Source organism: Bradyrhizobium sp. CIAT3101, assembly GCF_029714945.1.
GTDB lineage: Bacteria > Pseudomonadota > Alphaproteobacteria > Rhizobiales > Xanthobacteraceae > Bradyrhizobium.
In genome coordinates this window covers 2503032-2520934 of the sequence record NZ_CP121634.1, presented here as the reverse complement: position 1 = coordinate 2520934, position 17903 = coordinate 2503032, and the positions used below count along the sequence as shown (strand labels likewise).

Here is a 17903-nt window from a genome sequence, read left to right as displayed (position 1 = left end):
GGTCCGACGGACCATCCTCAATGGAACAGCTCGAGCTATCATGACCGAAACCGACGTCGTCATCATCGGCGCTGGCCATAATGGCCTCACCTGCGCGGCCTATCTCGCAATGGCGGGCTTGCGCGTGCATGTCGTCGAGCGCCGCAAGGTGGTCGGCGGTGCCGCGGTCACGGAGGAGTTTCATCCGGGCTTCCGCAACTCGGTCGCGGCCTACACCGTGAGCCTGCTCAACCCGCAGGTTATCAGCGATCTCGACCTCGCCGAGCAGGGCCTGCGCGTGGTCGAGCGGCGCGCGCAGAATTTTCTGCCGGCACCCGACGGCAACTATCTCCTCACCGGCGAGGGTCGGACCAAGGCATCCATCGCGCGGCTCAGCGTGCACGATGCGGATGCGCTCGACGGGTTCTCGCGCGAGCTGGAAGACATCGCCGACGTGTTGCGGCAGTTCGTGCTGCGCGCGCCGCCGAACCTGCTCGGCAGTTTCGGCATTGGCGCGATCCGCGAGGCGGCGAATGCGTTGACGACGGCCAACATCCTGCGCGGTCTGACGCTGGAGCAGAGCCGCAGCCTGCTCGATCTCTTCACCCGCTCGGCCGGCGAGATGCTGGACGAGCGATTCGAGCACGATCTGGTCAAGGCCCTGTTCGGCTTCGATGCCATCGTCGGGAATTACGCGAGTCCCTACGCCGCCGGCTCGGCCTATGTGATGCTGCATCACGCCTTCGGCGAGGTGAACGGCAAGAAAGGCGTCTGGGGTCACGCCATCGGCGGCATGGGCGCGATCACGCAAGCGATGGCGCGCGCTGCGCGGGCTCGCGGCGTCACGATCGACCTTGATGCCGGCGTGCGCGAGGTGATCGTCGAGCGCGACCGCGCCGTCGGCGTGGTGCTGGAGAACGGCTCGACCATTCGCGCAAAATACGTCGCGGCCAACGTCAATCCAAAACTGCTCTACACGCGGCTGATCGCGGCCGATGCCCTGCCCGCGGATTTCCTCACCCGCATCCGCCACTGGAAGAACGGCTCCGGCACCTTCCGCATGAACGTGGCACTGGACCGCCTGCCCTCGTTCACCGCGCTGCCAGGCGACGGCGATCACCTCACCTCCGGCATCATCCTGGCGCCGAGCCTCGGCTATATGGACCGCGCCTATCTCGATGCGCGGGCGCAGGGCTGGAGCCAAAAACCGATCGTCGAGATGCTGATCCCCTCGACGCTCGACGACACGCTGGCGCCTGCGGGGCAGCACGTTGCGAGTCTGTTTTGCCAGCACGTTGCGCCCGAGCTGCCCGACGGCAAATCCTGGGACGACCACCGCGACGAAGTCGCCGACCTCATGATAGCGACGGTGGACAGCTACGCGCCCGGCTTTGCGGCCAGCGTGCTCGGCCGCCAGATCCTCTCCCCGCTCGATCTCGAACGGCAGTTCGGGCTACTCGGCGGCGACATCTTCCACGGTGCACTGTCGTTGAACCAGCTGTTCTCGGCCCGGCCCATGCTGGGCCATGCCGATTATCGCGGGCCGTTGAAGGGCCTCTATCATTGCGGCTCCGGTGCCCATCCCGGCGGCGGCGTCACCGGCGCGCCCGGCCACAACGCGGCACAGGCGATCTTGCGAGATCACCGCGGCCTGTTTGCAAGCCTTGGATAGGTCTGTGGACGGGCTGTGGACAGGCCTGTTGGCAGAGCTGTGGAGAAGCCGTGCAAGGGCGGCGTGATGGGTTGGTGCAAGTCCGGATGAAGCTGTGGAGAAGGGGTTGATAAGCCGCGTAGAAGCCGGTGGATTGCGACTTGATTCATGGGGGACAAGCTGGGGAGTGCTGTGAAACGTGCTGCCAAAACGACTTCGCCCGCCAGAGGGCAATTCCCCCAGCGGGCGCTCGTCAAATAAGCCGTCTATGAAGAAACTAGCCCCCGCTGGGAAATGGGAGGCAGAAATTACTTCAAGGAGCTGCTAATCGAACCGAACTTGTCGTTCATGGTGGTGCCCAGGCTGTTCACCACGGTGATGATCGCCAGCGCGATACCGGCCGCGATCAGGCCGTATTCGATCGCGGTTGCACCGGACTCATCGGACCAGAACTTCGAAACCATGCGCTTCAAGACTTCGCCTCCATTTCCATTTCAGGGTGTGCTGGTTGGTTCCAACATCCGGAAATCTACGGGAGACAACCTGCGGTCTAGTTAACTTGGGAACTGCAAGTTATACGGAAAATTGGGAACAAAAGTTCCAAAAATTAAACTCGACGGAACTCCAGAATGCAGCCTTTACCCACCCATCGCGCGAGTTTTTCGATCGGCAACGAGGCTGCCGCCAGGCGTGTCGTCGACGTCCTCACGGAGCTCTTTTTCGAGGGCGATGCCGCCGTCGCCGCCTTCGAACGGCCGGACGGACAATGGGACGTCACGCTCCATTTTGCCGAGGCGCCGGATCAGGAATTGCTCCGCGAACTCGTTGCAACTTCAGCAGGAAATGACATCGCCGCAACGCTTGCCTTCGACACGATCGAGGCCAAGGACTGGGTCAAGGCGAGCCTCGAAGACCTCGTCCCCGTACCGGCCGGACGCTTCGTCGTCCATGGCAGCCACGACCGCGACCGCGTGGCCCCAAACAAGCTCGCGATCGAGATCGAGGCGGCGCTCGCCTTCGGAACCGGCCACCACGGCACCACGCGTGGCTGTTTACTTCTGCTTGACCATGTCCTGAAACATGCGCGGCCGAAGCGCGTGCTCGACCTCGGCACCGGAACCGGCGTGCTGGGGATCGCGGCGGCGAAGGCGCTGCATCGCGCAGTGCTGGCCTCCGACATCGACGCGCCTTCCGTGCGGGTCGCGGCCGAGAACGCGACCCTGAACGAGGTCGGCAACCAGGTGCGGGTGATCCGGGCGACCGGCTTCGCTGCGCCGGACTTTGCCAAAAGCGGCCCGTTCGACCTGGTGCTGGCCAACATCCTTGCCAATCCGTTACGCCAATTGGCAGGCCCGATGACGCGACATCTCGCGCCCGGGGGCCGGGTGATTCTCTCGGGCCTGTTAACCCACCAGGCCCCCGCCGTGATTGCCGCCTACCGCGCGCGCGGCCTGGTGCCGTTGCGGCATCTGCGCATCGAGGGATGGAGCAGCCTGTTGCTGCGGAAGCTCGATTGAGCGAGATCTCGGCCGGGCAAAGCGACTTGCCCGCCATGGCCCGAAGAGCGACGGCGGAAGCGTGCCCACCACTTTCATCCGTGAATCCGAGATAGATCATGGGCACGGCGCGTTGCGCCTTTGCCCACCCTACGGCACCATTGATGCCGTCCTACTCCGCCGCCGGCTTTTCGTCCCGACGCATTGCGGGCTGGCTCTGCAACGCCCGCCTCGCGCGACGCTCGGCGACACGATCAATCATCTGGCTGATGAGGCCGCGCGGCTTCTTCGGTGTCGTTGCTGCGGGTGCGCGGCGCACCGGCGGCGAAATCTTCTCAAACGTGAACGCTGGCATCGTGTGTCCCCTCGCCGTTGAGATGAACCACTTGCTCGAATTTCCCTGTTATCCGGACGAAGCGCAACTGCTGCATCCTTACTCCACTCAGTTCGAATGGAACCTTTTCAAGCACAGTCCATGCCAGATGAAATGGCAAATGCGTCTACATTGCGGACTGATCTCCATAATCCTAAACTGAGCCATGTTCGAAGCGCACTTCCAGACATTCGAGGAGCCCGAGGCCGGCGTCGCATTGACGGCGCGGCTTTCCGCACTCCGTGAAGAACTCGCCCGTCGCAAGCTGACCGGCTTTGTCATTCCGCGTGCCGATCAGCAGCAGAATGAATATGTGGCCCCCTCCGAAGAGCGGCTCGCCTGGCTCACCGGCTTTACCGGCTCGGCCGGGCTGGCCGTGGTGCTGACCCAGCAAGCTGCATTGTTCGTCGACGGCCGCTACACGATCCAGGCGGCCAAACAGGTCGACGCCAAGGCCTGGGCGGTGGAATCGCTGATCGATCCGCCGCCGGAGAGCTGGGTCTCGGCGCACCTCAAATCCGGCGACCGCCTAGGATTTGATCCGTGGCTGCACACTTTTGCGGCAGCCGAGCGCCTCTCAGCGGCCTGCGCCAAGGCCGGCGCCGAACTGGTCGCGGTCGACAGCAATCCCATCGACGCGGTGTGGCAGGATCGGCCGCAGCCGCCGATCGCGCCGGTCGCGATCCACGGCCTGCAATATGCCGGGGTCGCCGAGGCCGAGAAGGTGGCGCAGATCAAGAGCGAGATCGACAAGCTTGGCGCCGACGCGCTGGTGCTGTCGGACAGCCATGCGGTCGCCTGGACCTTCAACATCCGCGGCGCCGACGTCGCGCATACGCCGCTGCCGCTGTCCTACGCGCTGGTGCCCAAGGTCGGCCGGCCCACCGTGTTCATCGACCACCGCAAGCTCTCCAACCTGACGCGCGACCATCTCGAGCAATCGGCCGACGTGCGCGAGCCCGATGCACTGACGCCGACGCTGATGGCGCTCGCCAAAAGCGGCGCTGCGATCGCGCTCGACAACGCCACCGCGGCCGACGCGCTGAGCCGGTTGATCACGAACGGCGGCGGCAAGCCGCTGCGCGGCAGCGATCCGATTGCGCTGCTCAAAGCGGTGAAGAACGCGACCGAGATCAGGGGCACGCAGACGGCGCATCGCCGCGACGCGATTGCGCTGGCGCGCTTCCTCGCCTTCATCGATCGCGAGGCAGGAAGCGGCAAGCTCACCGAGATCGACGCGGTCGAGGCGCTGGAGACCTTCCGCCGCGACACCGGCGCACTCAAGGACGTGTCGTTCCCAACCATTTCCGGCACCGGCCCGAACGGCGCCATCGTGCACTACCGCGTCACCCGCAAGAGCAACCGGCGGATCGCCCCCGGCGACCTGCTGCTGATCGATTCCGGCGCGCAATATGAAGACGGCACCACCGACGTCACCCGCACCATGGCCGTGGGCGAGCCGACGGAGGAGATGCGCGACCGCTTCACCCGCGTGCTGCGCGGACATATCGCGATCGCGCGCGCCATCTTCCCTGACGGCACCACCGGCGCGCAACTCGACACGCTGGCCCGGCAATATCTCTGGGCCGCCGGCGTCGATTTCGAGCACGGCACCGGCCACGGCGTCGGCAGCTATCTCAGCGTGCACGAAGGCCCGGCACGGATCTCGAAACTCGGCACCACGCCGCTGAAGCGCGGCATGATCCTCTCCAACGAGCCGGGTTACTACAAGACTGACGGCTTCGGCATCCGCATCGAGAACCTCGACCTGGTGGTCGCCGCCGACATCAAGGGTGCCGAGAAATCGATGAATGCGTTCGAGACGCTGACGCTGGCGCCGATCGATCGCCGGCTCATCGACGCAGCGATGCTGAGCAAGGAAGAGCTCGCCTGGCTCAACGCCTACCACGCGCGCGTCCGCGCTGAAGTGGGACCGGCGCTGGATGAGGCGACAAAGACGTGGCTCGACCAGGCCACGGCGGAGCTGAAGGCCTAGACGGTGCCCGCATAGCACTACGCGGTTTGCGCAAGGCTCAGCCGCTTTTGCCTGCGATCGCGGCTGACTTGGTGCATTCCTCGCCACGCTTCTCCGTAAAACGACGGCTTCCTGCGCACTGTTATTATAACAGTCCCGGAATCGGTATGGCCGCATTCCGAAACGCCAATATCCGTCTTGTGCGAGCACGCTACAGTCCGATTCGACTTCGAGAGACGGACACGCATGCACGGCATGATCAGCAGGCCGCAGGACGCGGCGACGACAAACATCGCGACCTCGCGCGTGGTGTTGCTGCTGCTTGTCGTCATGACCGGGATCGCGCCGATCTCGCTCTACATCCTGGTTCCAGCACTGCCCGTGCTGGCGACGAATTTCGGCCGCGACATCTCGATCGCGCAGATGACGGTGTCGCTCTACATGGTCGGCATCGCGCTGTCGCAGCTGATCATGGGACCGCTGTCGGACAAGTTCGGCCGGCGCCCCGTGCTGCTCGGCGGCCTCGCGTTGATGGTGGCGGCGAGCGTTGCCTGCATCTTCGCCGAAACCCTGCCGCAACTGATTGCAGCGCGCTTCTTCCAGGCCCTGGGCGGCGCCTCCGGCATGGTGGTGAGCCGCGCCATCATCCGCGACATCTACCAGCGGGACCGCGTGGCCTCCATGATCAGCCTCGTGGTCGCCGCCCTGATGATCGGCCAGATGGTCTCGCCGCTCACCGGCGGCCTGATCGAGACCGCGTTCGGCTGGCGCGCGATCTTCTACGCCGTCACCTTCGCCGCGATCGCCGTCGCAATCGGCATCGCGATCGCGTTACCCGAGACGCGCCGCGACCGCGCGGTCGGCAGCGGCGGCTTTCGCAGCGATGTCGGCACTCTGATCAAGAGCCGTGCCTTCATCGGCTATGTGATGTGCCAGGTGCTGGCCTCGCAAATCATCTTCACTTTCGCCGGTGGCGGCCCCTACATCGTGGTGACGCAGATGGGGCGGACCAGCGCCGAATACGGCGCGTGGTTCGCAACGACCGGATTTGCGTATCTGGTCGGCAATCTGCTCTGCGTGCGCTTTGCGCCGCGGCACTCGCTGGAGAAGCTGATCTGGTTCGGACTCGGCCTGCAACTCTGCGGCAGCCTGTTGAACCTGCTCTGGAGCTTTACCGGCTGGAACGAAGCACCGGCCTGGCTGTTCGGCACGCAGATGATCGTGATGGTCGGCAATGCCTTCGTGATGGCGAATTCCGCGGCCGGCGCCATCAGCATCCGCCCGGAAGCCGCCGGCACCGCGTCAGGCGCGATGGGCTTCCTGCAGCAGGGCATCGGTGCCTTGATGTCGCAATTCGGCGCCTATCTCGGCGGCCACTCCGCAACGACGCTGCCGCTGACATCGGCCGTCCTCGCCATCTCGCTGCTCTGCGCCTGCATGATGATCTTCGTCGTCCCACGCCGCGAATTGGTGGTGAGCGAGGAATTGATCGAGCAGGCGGAAGAGGAAGAGACGGGGATGATGTGAGGGACGCCCACAGCAGCGCCCCAACCTCGCTGTCATGCCCCGGCTTGACCGGGGCATCCAGTACGCCGCTGCATCAGTAGCAGCAGCGAGATCTCCAACGTACGTCTCTGGAATACTGGATCGCCCGGTCAAGCCGGGCGATGACAGAAGAGCAAGAGGCGCGAACGCCCCTCACTCCCCGATCAGCGTCAGCCACTCGTCCTCCGTCAGCACCTTGACGCCGTGCTTATTGGCGTCCGCGAGCTTCGAGCCCGCGCCGGGACCGGCGACGACGAGATCGGTCTTCTTCGACACCGAGCCCGAGACCTTGGCGCCCAATCGCTCCGCGGTCGCCTTGGCCTCGTCGCGTGTCATCTTCTCCAGCGAGCCCGTGAACACCACCGTCTTGCCGGCGACGGCGGAGTTGCTCTTCGGCTTCTCGGCATCGACGATCTCGACCTCCTTGGTCAGCCGCTCGACAATGCCGCGATTGTGGCTCTCGCCGAAATAATCGGCGATGCTCTTGATCACGGTGTCGCCGATCTGGTCGAGCGCGTCCATCTCCGCCATCGCCTCTTCGTCGCCCTTGGCGACCTTGAGGCAGGCATCGTGGAAGGCATCCCAGGAGCCGTAGCCGCGCGCCAGCGCAAGCGCCGTGGTTTCGCCGACATGCCGCATGCCGAGCGCATAGACGAAGCGCTCCAGCGCGATTTTGCGCCGGCTCTCGATCGCACCGAACAGATTGCGCACCGAGGTCGCGCCGTAACCCTCGATCTCCTCGAGCTTGAGCTTCGAATTGCGCTTCTCCAGCGTGAAGATGTCGGCGGGCTCCCTGACCCATCCTTCGTCGAAGAAATACTGAAGCTGCTTCTCGCCGAGGCCATCAATGTCGAAGGCGCGCCGCGACACGAACAGCTTGAGATGCTCGATCTTCTGATAGGGGCAGGCGAATTCGCCGGTGCAGCGGGCGCGTGATTCCTCCTCACCAGCGGCCGTCTCCCCGCGCACGACATCGGTATGCAGCGGGCACGGGCACTTCTTCGGGAAGGCGAATTCCTTGGCGCTCTTCGGCCGCTTGTCGAGGACGACGTCGACGATCTGCGGGATCACGTCGCCGGCGCGCTGGACCACGACGGTATCGCCGATCCTGATATCGCGCCCCTCGCGCAGCACCTCGCCCTTGTTGCCGATACCCTTGATGTAGTCCCCGTTGTGCAGCGTGACATTCTGCACGATCACGCCGCCGACGCCGATCGGCTCGAGCTTGCCGACTGGTGTGAACGAGCCGGTGCGGCCGACCTGGATCTCGATATCGCGGAGCACCGTCAGGGCGCGCTCGGCCGGGAATTTGTGCGCGATGCCCCAACGCGGCGTGCGCGAGACGAAACCGAGCCGCTCCTGCCAGTCGATGCGGTCAACCTTGTAGACGACGCCGTCGATATCATAGTCGAGCTCTGCGCGTTCTTCCTCGATACTCTGGTGGAACGCGATCAGCTCCTCGACGGAGTGACAGAGTTTCGTCAAGGGATTGGTCTTGAAGCCGCAGCGCTCGAACCAGTGGATCATGCTGCTCTGCGTATCCTCGGGCATCGCGCTCATCTCGCCCCAGGCATAGGCGAAGAAGCCGAGCGGACGCGATGCGGTGATGGTCGGATCCTTCTGACGCAACGAGCCTGCAGCCGAGTTGCGCGGATTGGCGAAAACGGTGTCGCCGGCCGCCTTCTGCCGTTCGTTGAGCGCGAGGAACGCCTTCTTGGTCATATAGACCTCGCCGCGCACCTCGCAGATATCAGGGATGTTGCGGCCCTTGAGCTTCTGCGGCACGTCCTCGAGCGTGCGGATGTTGGCGGTGACGTCCTCGCCTTCCGCACCGTCGCCGCGCGTCGCCGCCGTGACGAGTTCGCCGCCCTCGTAGCGCAGCGACATCGACAGGCCGTCGATCTTCGGCTCGGCCGAGAAATTGATCTTGTCGTCGTCGAGCTTGAGGAAGCGCACGATGCGGCCGACGAAGTCGCGCACGTCCTCGTCGGCAAAGGCGTTATCGAGCGACAGCATCGGAACAGAGTGCCGCACCTTCCTGAAACGCCCGGACGGCGCCGCACCGACTTTCTGTGAGGGCGAGTCCCTACTGACGAATTCCGGAAAGCGTTTTTCGATCGCATCGAGGCGGTGACGCAGGGCGTCGTATTCGGCGTCGGTCACCGTCGGCGCGTCGTCCTGATAGTAGCGCTCGTTGTGTCCCTCGATCTCGAGCGACAGCCGCATATGCTCGACCTTGGCCTGCGCCTTGGTGAGGTCGGCAACGTCGCGAAGCGGTTTCGATTTTGCTGCTCTTGCCATGGTGCTTGGATACGACGGAGCGGGCGGGAGGGTAAAGGCAGGTCGGGACTTGTTTCCCCGGATGCTGCGCGACGCACCGCGCCCGGGACACGAGGTCTAGGCCGTCGCCGCCTTGAGCAGCCGGTCGGCAGCCGCCCTCGCCTCCGCCGTGATCTCGGCGCCGGCGAGCATGCGGGCAATTTCCTCACGGCGGTGGTCGGCGGCCAGCGCGTTGACGCGGGTGGCGACGCGCTTGCCCTTGTCCATCGCATCCTTGGAGATCAAGAGATGCTGGCCGGCGCGGGCGGCGACCTGCGGAGCGTGGGTCACGGCCATCACCTGCACCTTGCCGGCGAGCCGCGCCAGGCGCCCTCCGATGGCGTCCGCGACAGCGCCACCAACACCCGTGTCGATCTCGTCGAAGACCAGCGTCGGCGCCGAGCCACGGTCGGACAGCACGACCTTGAGCGCCAGCAGGAAGCGCGACAGCTCGCCGCCGGAGGCGACCTTCATCATCGGCCCCGCCTTGGTGCCTGGATTGGTCTGCACCCAGAACTCGACGCGATCGAAGCCTTGCGGGCCCGGTGCGGCCTCGTCGGTGGCGACTTGCGTCATGAATTTCGCGCGTTCGAGCTTGAGCGGGGCGAGCTCGGCATTGACGGCCTTGTTGAGCTTCTCGGCCGATTTCTGCCGCGCCGCGGAGAGCTTTTGCGCAGCCGCCGCATAACGTGCATCGGCCTCGATCGCGGCCTGCTCCAGCTTCTTCAGGCGCGAGGCACCGGCATCGATCAGCACGACGTCGGCGGCATATCTGGCGGCAAGTGCGGCCAGGCCATCGACCGGCGTCGAATATTTACGCGAGGCGGCGCGCAAGGCGAACAACCGCTCCTCGATGCGTTCGAGCTCGGCCGGATCGAAGTCGGTCGCAGCCAAGGCCGCCTGGAGATGCTGATCGGCCTCCTCGAGCGCATTGATCGCGATGTCGATCGCCCTCACCGCGGGCTCGACCAGCGCCGGCGAATTGACGCCACGGCGTTCCAGCCTGCGTACCGCGGCCGACAGCGCCGCGACCGGCGAATTATGACCGCCGACGACCTCCTGCGCCTCGCGCAGATCGGAGGCGATCTTCTCGCCCTGCATCATGGTGGTACGGCGCGAGGCGAGCGAGGTCTCCTCGCCGTCCTTCGGTGCGAGCTGCTTCAGCTCGTCGGAGGCGTGGCGCAGATAGTCGGCCTCACGCGCGGCCCGCTCCATGCCGGCGCGATGCTCTTCCAGCTCGGTGTTGGCGGTGCGGCGCGCATCCCAGAGCGCTTCGACGGCTGCGACATCCTTTTCGAGGCCGGCAAAGGCATCGAGCAGGCGGCGATGGGTGGCGGCATCGACCAGCGCGCGCTCGTCATGTTGGCCGTGGATCTCGACCAACGCTGCGCCGACCGCCTTCAGCGTCTGCACGCTGATCGCCTGGTCGTTGATGAAGGCGCGGGTGCGACCGTCGGCGAGCTGGACGCGGCGGAGAATCATTTCGCCGGTGTCGTCGAGCCCGTTCTCAGCCAGAATTTTCGTCGCGGGGTGATTCTTCGGGATATCGAAGACGGCGGTGACCTGCCCCTGCTCCGCGCCATGGCGCACGAGGCCGGCGTCGCCGCGGCCACCGAGCGCCAGTGCAAATGCATCGAGCAGGATGGATTTGCCCGCACCGGTCTCGCCGGTCAAAACCGCAAGTCCGGTGGCGAATTCGATATCGAGCCGTTCGATCAGGACGATGTCACGGATCGACAGACGCGCCAGCATGGAACCAGATTTCCTAGCCGAGACCTTTAGAGGCCAATCCCCTTGAAGGTCCGGCTGATCCAGGACCCTTGATTCTCGCTCGGCTCGAGACCGCCGGATTTTACAAGATTATAGGCGTCCTTGTACCACCGGCTGTCGGGAAAATTGTGCCCGAGCACGGCGGCGGCGGTCTGGGCCTCGCCGACAATGCCGATCGCCATGTAGGACTCGGTGAGGCGGTAGAGCGCCTCCTCGACGTGACGCGTGGTCTGATACTGCGTCACCACGGCCTTGTAGCGGTTGATCGCGGCGGTGTAGTCGCGCTTGCCCATGTAGTAACGGCCGACGGCCATTTCCTTGCCGGCGAGTTGGTCGCGTGCACCCTCGATCTTGGCCTTGGCGGAGGTCGCATATTCGGACGTCGGATATTTGCGCACCACCTCTTCCAGCGAGGCGATCGCCTTCTCGGTGCGGCCCTGGTCACGGTTGATGTCCGGAATCTGGTCGTAATGCGAGGCCGCGATCAGGTATTGCGCGTAAGCCGCATCCGGGCTGCCGGGATGCAGGGTGACGTAGCGGGTGGCAGCGCCGATGCAGCTGTCATAGTCGCCGCCCTGGTAGGACGCGTAGGCCGACATCAGCAGCGATTTGCGCGCCCAGTCGGAATAGGGATGCTGGCGGTCGACCTCTTCGAACTTCTTGTTCGCCGCCTTCATGTCCTTCTTTTCGTTCATGAGGTACAAGCCCTCATTGTAGATCTTGTCGGCAGGCTCCTCGACGAAGGTATCGTCCTTGGCGGTGAACTTGTCCCAGAGCGAGCCGGTGCCGCAACCGGCCAGCGGCAATGCGAGCAGGAACAGAGTCGCAGCCTGAAGCAGCCCACGGGCTCGCGGTGAAACCAAGAGATATCCGCGCGTCATACGCTGTGCCGACATGAATTTGAGACCTGACGCCCTGTGATGCGGTGCCCGCCAGCCCGTGATCCCCGTCACGGGCGCGAAATGTGTCCGTGGTGCCTGCCATGCGACCACGTCGGTGTAACCGAAAAACGATTGTTAACCCATCGGATAGGCAGGCATTCCGCCCGGATTAAGGCGAAAACGCCGCAATCCTAGTCGATCATGGTTACCAGGAGTTTCCCCGATAAAAATGCCGCTTCGCGCGTGCCGCAACAGCCGTTCAGGACACGTCCGGCCCGTAGGCCGCGGCGATCCGGCCGCCAACGATACCGCTGCCGACCTCGACAACGCCACGCGTGGTGCGGCGGGCCGCCTCGCCCTCGACCACCCGCCAGGCGCTACGGTCGGCGAGCAGTGCGGTCAGGACGGCGTGGTTGAGCTTGTGACCGCCACGCACCGAGCGATAAGCACCAAGCAGCGGCAGGCCGGCCAGAGCGAGATCGCCGATCACGTCAAGAACCTTGTGACGGGCGCATTCGTCGGCGTAGCGCAGCCCCTCTGTGTTGAGCAGCCGCTCCTCGTCGAACACGATGGTATTTTCGAAGGAGGCGCCGAGCGCATAGCCCGCGCTCCAGAGCCTGGCGACGTCGCCCATCAGACCGAAGGTCCGGGCACGGCCGACTTCGCGGCGGAAGCGCTCGGGGCTCACGTCGAAGCCGTAGCTCTGCTGGCCGATGACGGGATTGGTGAAGTCGATCTCGACCTCGGCGCGGAAGCCGTTGGCGTAGGGCCGGATCTCGCCGAAGGAATCGCCGATCTTGACCGAGATCGGCTTCAAAACCTGGATGAACCGGCGCTGCGCCGGCTGGTTGACGATACCGGCCTGATCGATCGCCGCGATGAAGGCCGCGGCGCTGCCGTCCATGATCGGTACTTCCGGACCATCGACTTCGATGATGGCGTTGTCGACGCCCATGCCCCGCAGCGCAGCAAGCACATGCTCGGCGGTGGAGATCAGCGGACCATTGCGGTCGCCGAGGACGGTCGCGAAATCGGTTGCAACCACCTGCTCGGCGGTCGCCTGGATCTCGCGGTCACTTCCCTCAAGTCCGGTGCGGACAAAAATAAGACCTGCATCGACGGGTGCAGGTCCAAGCGTAAGGGTGACGGGAAGACCGGAATGAACGCCCACGCCTGCCACGGTGGCTTGCGCACGAAGCGTTGTTTGCCGGCTAAATTTCATCAGGAACCGCCCCACTACGACCACTGCGACTTATACTAGACCCGACTGATCGATCGAGATCGACCGTCCGAATCTCCGTATCCCCAAGTCACACCGAACCATAGTCACTGCCTCAAACAGCGCCAACTCACGCTTTTTTACCGATTGTTACCCCAAACCTGCCGTATTCGCGCCAAGGCTTAACCAAATTGCGCCGGAGTTTCGGGCCGTTATCGGCAGCTTTACTGAAGCACCGAACAGGTAATTAATGATTTAAAATCAGTTGCTTGAACGCGTAATCCGGATATGCACGGGACCAAAGGAAAGGCCCCGGCAAGCTTCCCGCCGGGGCCTTTCTGCATCTGCCTTATTGTAACAAATCTCAGGTCGCCTGCCGGCGCAGGAAGGCCGGGATATCAAGATGGTCGTCTCCCTGTGGCGCCGGCGCAACAGGTGCGGGGCGGCCATGGGCGTCGAGTCCCTGCGGCGCGGGCCGGCGGGCGTATTCCGACACCGGTTCGCTGGCGGCGATCTGCTGCTGCACCGTCCGCTGCGGCTTGCGATCGGGCAGCGCCGGCATGGCGGGACCGGCGGTCCGGGCGGCGATCGGGGCCTCGGTCTCCTCGTCGCGCCGGCCGAGGCCGACATTGGCGAGGCGCTGCAGCAGCGACAGACGGGTCTTCTGCGGCGTTTCCTCTTCCACCTCGCCACGGGCCTGACGCAGCTCGGCCTGGGCCGGCATCGGCAGTTCCTCGAGGCGCGGCATGCGCGGGGCGCGGGCCGGAGCACGCTCGGCCTGCGGCGGGATGAAGGTTTCCGGCGTCATCGGCTCATGCATGCCAACCGGCGCTTGCTCGGGCTCCGGAAACAGCGTGGGCTTCTGCGCGATCGGGCGCACGGTGACGTCGCCATAGGTCTGCGGCGCGGGCGCCGACGGAACTTCGGACACGGCAGCGGCGATGGCGGCAAGCGCCGCACGCTCGACATTGGGACGCTGTGCGACAGGCGCGGCAGCGGCGGGTGCGGCAGGGATCTGCGATTCCAGCTTCTGGGCGCGCTCGGCCAGACGCTGGTTGTCGGCACGTAGGCGCGCGGTCAGGTCGGCGAGACGGCTCTCGGCAGCGGCAGCCGGGACAGCGGGAGCCTGCTGCAGCTGCTGCGGCGCGGCGTTTGCGACCGGAGCGCTGGTGCCCTGGGTGTTGCGGGCAATCGCGGCCTGCTCGATGCCGGTGGCGACGACCGAGACGCGGATCAGGCCATCGAGCGCTTCGTCGAAGGTGGCGCCGACGATGATGTTGGCGTCCTGATCGACTTCCTCGCGGATGCGGGTCGCGGCTTCGTCGACCTCGAACAGGGTGAGGTCCTTGCCGCCGGTGATGGAGATGAGGAGGCCCTTGGCGCCCTTCATCGAGGAGTCGTCGATCAGCGGGTTGGCGATCGCGGCTTCAGCGGCGGTGAGCGCGCGCTTGTCACCGGAGGCTTCGCCGGTGCCCATCATCGCCTTGCCCATCTCGCGCATGACGGCGCGGACGTCGGCGAAGTCGAGGTTGATCAGGCCTTCCTTGACCATCAGGTCGGTGATGCAGGCCACGCCCGAGTAGAGCACCTGGTCGGCCATCGCGAAGGCGTCGGCAAACGTGGTCTTCTCGTTGGCAACCCGGAACAGGTTCTGGTTCGGGATGATCAGCAGCGTGTCGACGACCTTGTGAAGCTCGTTGATGCCGGCTTCGGCGGTGCGCATGCGGCGGCCGCCCTCGAAGTGGAACGGCTTGGTCACGACGCCGACGGTGAGGATGCCCATGTCGCGCGCGGTCTTGGCGATGACCGGAGCAGCGCCGGTGCCGGTGCCGCCGCCCATGCCCGCCGTGACGAACACCATGTTGGCGCCCGAGAGATGATCGCGCAGCTCGTCGATGACTTCTTCCGCGGCGGCAGCGCCGACGTTCGGCTGCGAGCCGGCGCCGAGGCCTTGCGTCACCGCGGTGCCCATCTGCACGATGCGCTGCGCCTTCGACATTGTCAGCGCCTGCGCATCGGTGTTGGCGACCACGAAGTCGACGCCCTGGAGGCCGGCCGTGATCATGTTGTTGACGGCGTTGCCGCCGGCGCCGCCGACGCCGAACACGGTGATGCGGGGCTTCAACTCGTGAATATCAGGAACGTTGATGCTGATGGTCATGTTTGCCTCTCGATCACGCGCGCGTGGGTTCGCCCCGGCCTGCGGCCGCGGGAGTTGGTGAAAATCGACAATTGGGGAAAGCGGTCATCAAAAGCCCTCGCGTAGCCATCGCCCGACCTTTCCGAAATAACCGCCCGTTCCTGTCCTGACCTGCTGCCGCGTATGCCGCGGTTCGACATGTTCGTGGTGAACATATTGCGGGTAGACGAGAAGTCCGGCCGGCACCGCGAACGCGGCGTTCTTCGCCTCGTTGGGCAGCCGGCCAAAACCGAGCGGACGTCCGACCCGCACGGGCCGGCCGAGAATCTGGGTTCCGAGCTCGACGAGGCCGGTGAGCTGCGAGGCGCCGCCGGAGAGCACGACACGGCCCTTGGGCTCCGCCGCGAAGGGCGAATCCTTCAGCTTGTCCCGAACCATTTCGAAGACTTCCTCGGCACGATGCTTGACGATGTTGGCGATGGTGGCGCGCGAAACGATCTGCGGCAGATCCTGATCGTCACCGGCTGTCGGTACAGACATCAGCTCACGCGAGTCCGATCCGCCGGTGATGACGGTGCCGTATAACGTCTTGATTCGCTCGGCATCGGCAATGGTCGCCGAGAGTCCGCGCGCGAGATCCATCGTGATATGTTGCCCACCGACCGCAAAACCGGCCGCGTGCACGAAGCGGCCGCCGGAATAGACCGCGATGGTGGTGGTGCCCGCGCCCATCTCGACCACGGCCGCGCCGAGATCGGCCTCGTCGTCGGTCAGCACCGACAGGCCGGCCACATAGGGGCTCGCCGCCATGGCTTCGACGTTGAGATGGCAGCGTTCCACCGCCAGCATCAGGTTCCGCGCCACGGTGGCGTCGCAGGTGACGACGTTCATGTCGACGCCGAATTGATGCGCGACCATGCCGCGGGGATCGCGGATGCCCTTGACGCCGTCGAGCGTGTAGCCGACCGGCAGCGCGTGCAGCACGGTGCGGCCCTCGCCGGTGGCGTGGCGCATGCCGGTGGAGGTGACGCGGCTGACATCGGCCGGCGTCACCGCACCGCCGCGGATATCGGCTGCGGCTTCGACCAGCTGGCCCGCGAGCCGGCCGCCGGAGACCGACAGCAAAACGGACTCGACCCGAACCTTGGCCATCTTCTCGGCAAGCCCGACGGCCTGGCGCACCGCCTGCTCGCATTCGGCGAGATCGACCACCGCGCCGGCCTTCATGCCGCGCGACTGGATCTGGCTGTAACCGATCAGCTCCACCGCATGAGTACGGTCGCGCAGGGCCTCGCTCGGCGCCGACGGCTTCAGCCGGGCGATCATGCAGGCGATCTTGCTGGTGCCGATGTCGAGGCAGGCGACGAGACCGGCGCGCTTGTGCGGCATCGGGCGCATCTTCGGCGTCTGGGTGCGATCAAGACCGGTCATGCGGCGTCCCCGGCCTTCTTTTTCTTCTTGTCCTTGAACAGATCCTCGCGCGCCTTGGCGGCGTCATCGGACAGCTGCACCACCAGACGGTCGGGCAGGCGCATGTCGATCGCGACGATATCCTTCGAGAACAGCCTGTCGTCCTTGTCGAGCTTGGAGAGCGCGGCGAGCGCGTTGCCGACGTCCTGCTCGGGCAGACGGATGTCGAGGCCGTCCTTCAGCCTCAGGTTCCAGCGCCGCTCGCCGACATAGATCGCGGCCTTCGTCACCGAGTTCACCTGCGGATAGCGGGCGAGCAGCGCGAGGAAGTCGCGGGCCTGCGTGTCGGCGCCCTTGCCGACCACGAGCGGCAGCGACAGGAACCGGCGCGAGACATAGGGTTCGAGCAGCGCACCGTCGTCGGCGATGACGGAGAGCCGGCCGGCCTCCTGCCACAGCGCGAACGCCTTGCGCTCGGTGATCTCGATCATGAGCTGGCCCGGATAGAGCTTCAGCACGGTCGCATCCGCGATCCAGGGATTGGCCTTGAGCTTGTCGCGGACGTCGTCGGCATCGAGGAACAGCAGCGAGGAGCGGCCGCTGACGCCGCCGATCGCGAGGATCTCGTCCTGGCTGAGCTGCTTGCGGCCGTTGATCACGACCGAAGTGATGCGGAAGCCGGCCGAATTGGCCATGGCGTTGCGCGCGTCGCTGACGGCGGTAACGAAATCCTGGAGATGGCCGCCCTTGACGATGCCGAGGCCGCAGCTGCCGATCAGCAGCAGCACGGTCATGCTGATCCCGACCCGGCGCGGCAGATAGCGCTCGACGACCGCGATCAGATGCGGCGGCGGCTCGCGTTCGACGACCGCCTTGGCCTTGATTTTTTGCTTGGCAGCGGCGCGCTTCTCGGCGCGCTTGTCCTGTACCCACTCGCGCAGAAGCACGACCGCTCCGATAGCGGCCGCCTTCAGATCAGCTTGGGGCCTCAGCGATCTCAAAAACGACCGGGAGAGGCTTCCTGCACCATCCATTGCACGAGCTCGTCAACAGTTTGCCCACGACACCGCGCGGGTCCTGGCGAACATGACGTCTCGAACTTGCCGGGCCGGGTAACTGGTCTTCGGCTGAAGAAACCGCTCCCC

General features: G+C 65.2%; 13 protein-coding genes. 4 read left to right on the top strand and 9 right to left on the bottom strand.

The features are described from left to right. The first annotated feature begins 40 nt into the window (after positions 1-40). A complete protein-coding gene (locus tag QA645_RS11780; RefSeq protein ID WP_283050340.1) occupies positions 41-1651 on the top strand; it encodes an NAD(P)/FAD-dependent oxidoreductase in 1611 nt (536 codons plus the stop codon). 287 nt (positions 1652-1938) lie between these two features. Here the strand turns inward: QA645_RS11780 and QA645_RS11775 are convergent, their stop codons facing one another. Then, the gene (locus QA645_RS11775; protein ID WP_187435185.1) at positions 1939-2103 is read right to left on the bottom strand and encodes a Flp family type IVb pilin; all 165 of its coding nucleotides are present in this window, start codon (positions 2101-2103) and stop codon (positions 1939-1941) included. A gap of 156 nt (positions 2104-2259) precedes the next feature. Between QA645_RS11775 and QA645_RS11770 the strand changes: the two genes are divergently transcribed. Continuing rightward, positions 2260-3147 (top strand): 50S ribosomal protein L11 methyltransferase, encoded by an 888-nt coding sequence (locus QA645_RS11770; protein ID WP_283050338.1) that lies wholly within the window; start codon positions 2260-2262, stop codon positions 3145-3147. Between the two features lie 151 nt (positions 3148-3298). On the opposite strand, the gene QA645_RS11765 is transcribed toward QA645_RS11770, so the two are convergent. Further along, positions 3299-3481, bottom strand: coding sequence for a hypothetical protein (locus tag QA645_RS11765; RefSeq protein ID WP_254194963.1), 183 nt, complete (start codon positions 3479-3481; stop codon positions 3299-3301). Positions 3482-3665: 184 nt separating this feature from the next. Here QA645_RS11765 and QA645_RS11760 point away from each other — a divergent pair, with 184 nt between their 5' ends. Both QA645_RS11760 and QA645_RS11755 read left to right on the top strand, forming a co-directional pair. Then, complete coding sequence (locus QA645_RS11760) at positions 3666-5495, top strand: aminopeptidase P family protein (RefSeq protein ID WP_283050336.1); 1830 nt, start codon at positions 3666-3668, stop codon at positions 5493-5495. 225 nt (positions 5496-5720) lie between these two features. After that, on the top strand, positions 5721-7001 hold the full coding sequence (locus QA645_RS11755; RefSeq protein ID WP_283050334.1) for a multidrug effflux MFS transporter: 1281 nt from the start codon (positions 5721-5723) through the stop codon (positions 6999-7001). Positions 7002-7172: 171 nt separating this feature from the next. Here the strand turns inward: QA645_RS11755 and ligA are convergent, their stop codons facing one another. From ligA to QA645_RS11720, 7 genes are all read right to left on the bottom strand, one after another. Continuing rightward, entirely contained in the window at positions 7173-9320 is a 2148-nt protein-coding gene (gene ligA, locus QA645_RS11750) for an NAD-dependent DNA ligase LigA (protein WP_283050332.1), read from the bottom strand. A gap of 96 nt (positions 9321-9416) precedes the next feature. Beyond that, complete coding sequence (recN, locus tag QA645_RS11745; RefSeq protein WP_283050330.1) at positions 9417-11090, bottom strand: DNA repair protein RecN; 1674 nt, start codon at positions 11088-11090, stop codon at positions 9417-9419. Positions 11091-11116: 26 nt separating this feature from the next. Next, the gene (locus QA645_RS11740; RefSeq protein ID WP_254133378.1) at positions 11117-12004 is read right to left on the bottom strand and encodes an outer membrane protein assembly factor BamD; all 888 of its coding nucleotides are present in this window, start codon (positions 12002-12004) and stop codon (positions 11117-11119) included. Positions 12005-12248: 244 nt separating this feature from the next. Continuing rightward, complete coding sequence (gene lpxC, locus QA645_RS11735) at positions 12249-13211, bottom strand: UDP-3-O-acyl-N-acetylglucosamine deacetylase (RefSeq protein ID WP_254133379.1); 963 nt, start codon at positions 13209-13211, stop codon at positions 12249-12251. 361 nt (positions 13212-13572) lie between these two features. Next, positions 13573-15369, bottom strand: coding sequence for a cell division protein FtsZ (ftsZ, locus tag QA645_RS11730; RefSeq protein ID WP_254194968.1), 1797 nt, complete (start codon positions 15367-15369; stop codon positions 13573-13575). Positions 15370-15456: 87 nt separating this feature from the next. Beyond that, entirely contained in the window at positions 15457-16779 is a 1323-nt protein-coding gene (gene ftsA / locus QA645_RS11725) for a cell division protein FtsA (protein WP_254133381.1), read from the bottom strand. After that, the gene (locus QA645_RS11720; protein ID WP_283050327.1) at positions 16776-17792 is read right to left on the bottom strand and encodes a cell division protein FtsQ/DivIB; all 1017 of its coding nucleotides are present in this window, start codon (positions 17790-17792) and stop codon (positions 16776-16778) included. Before QA645_RS11720 ends, ftsA begins: the two co-directional genes overlap by 4 nt. Between the last annotated feature and the right edge of the window lie 111 nt (positions 17793-17903).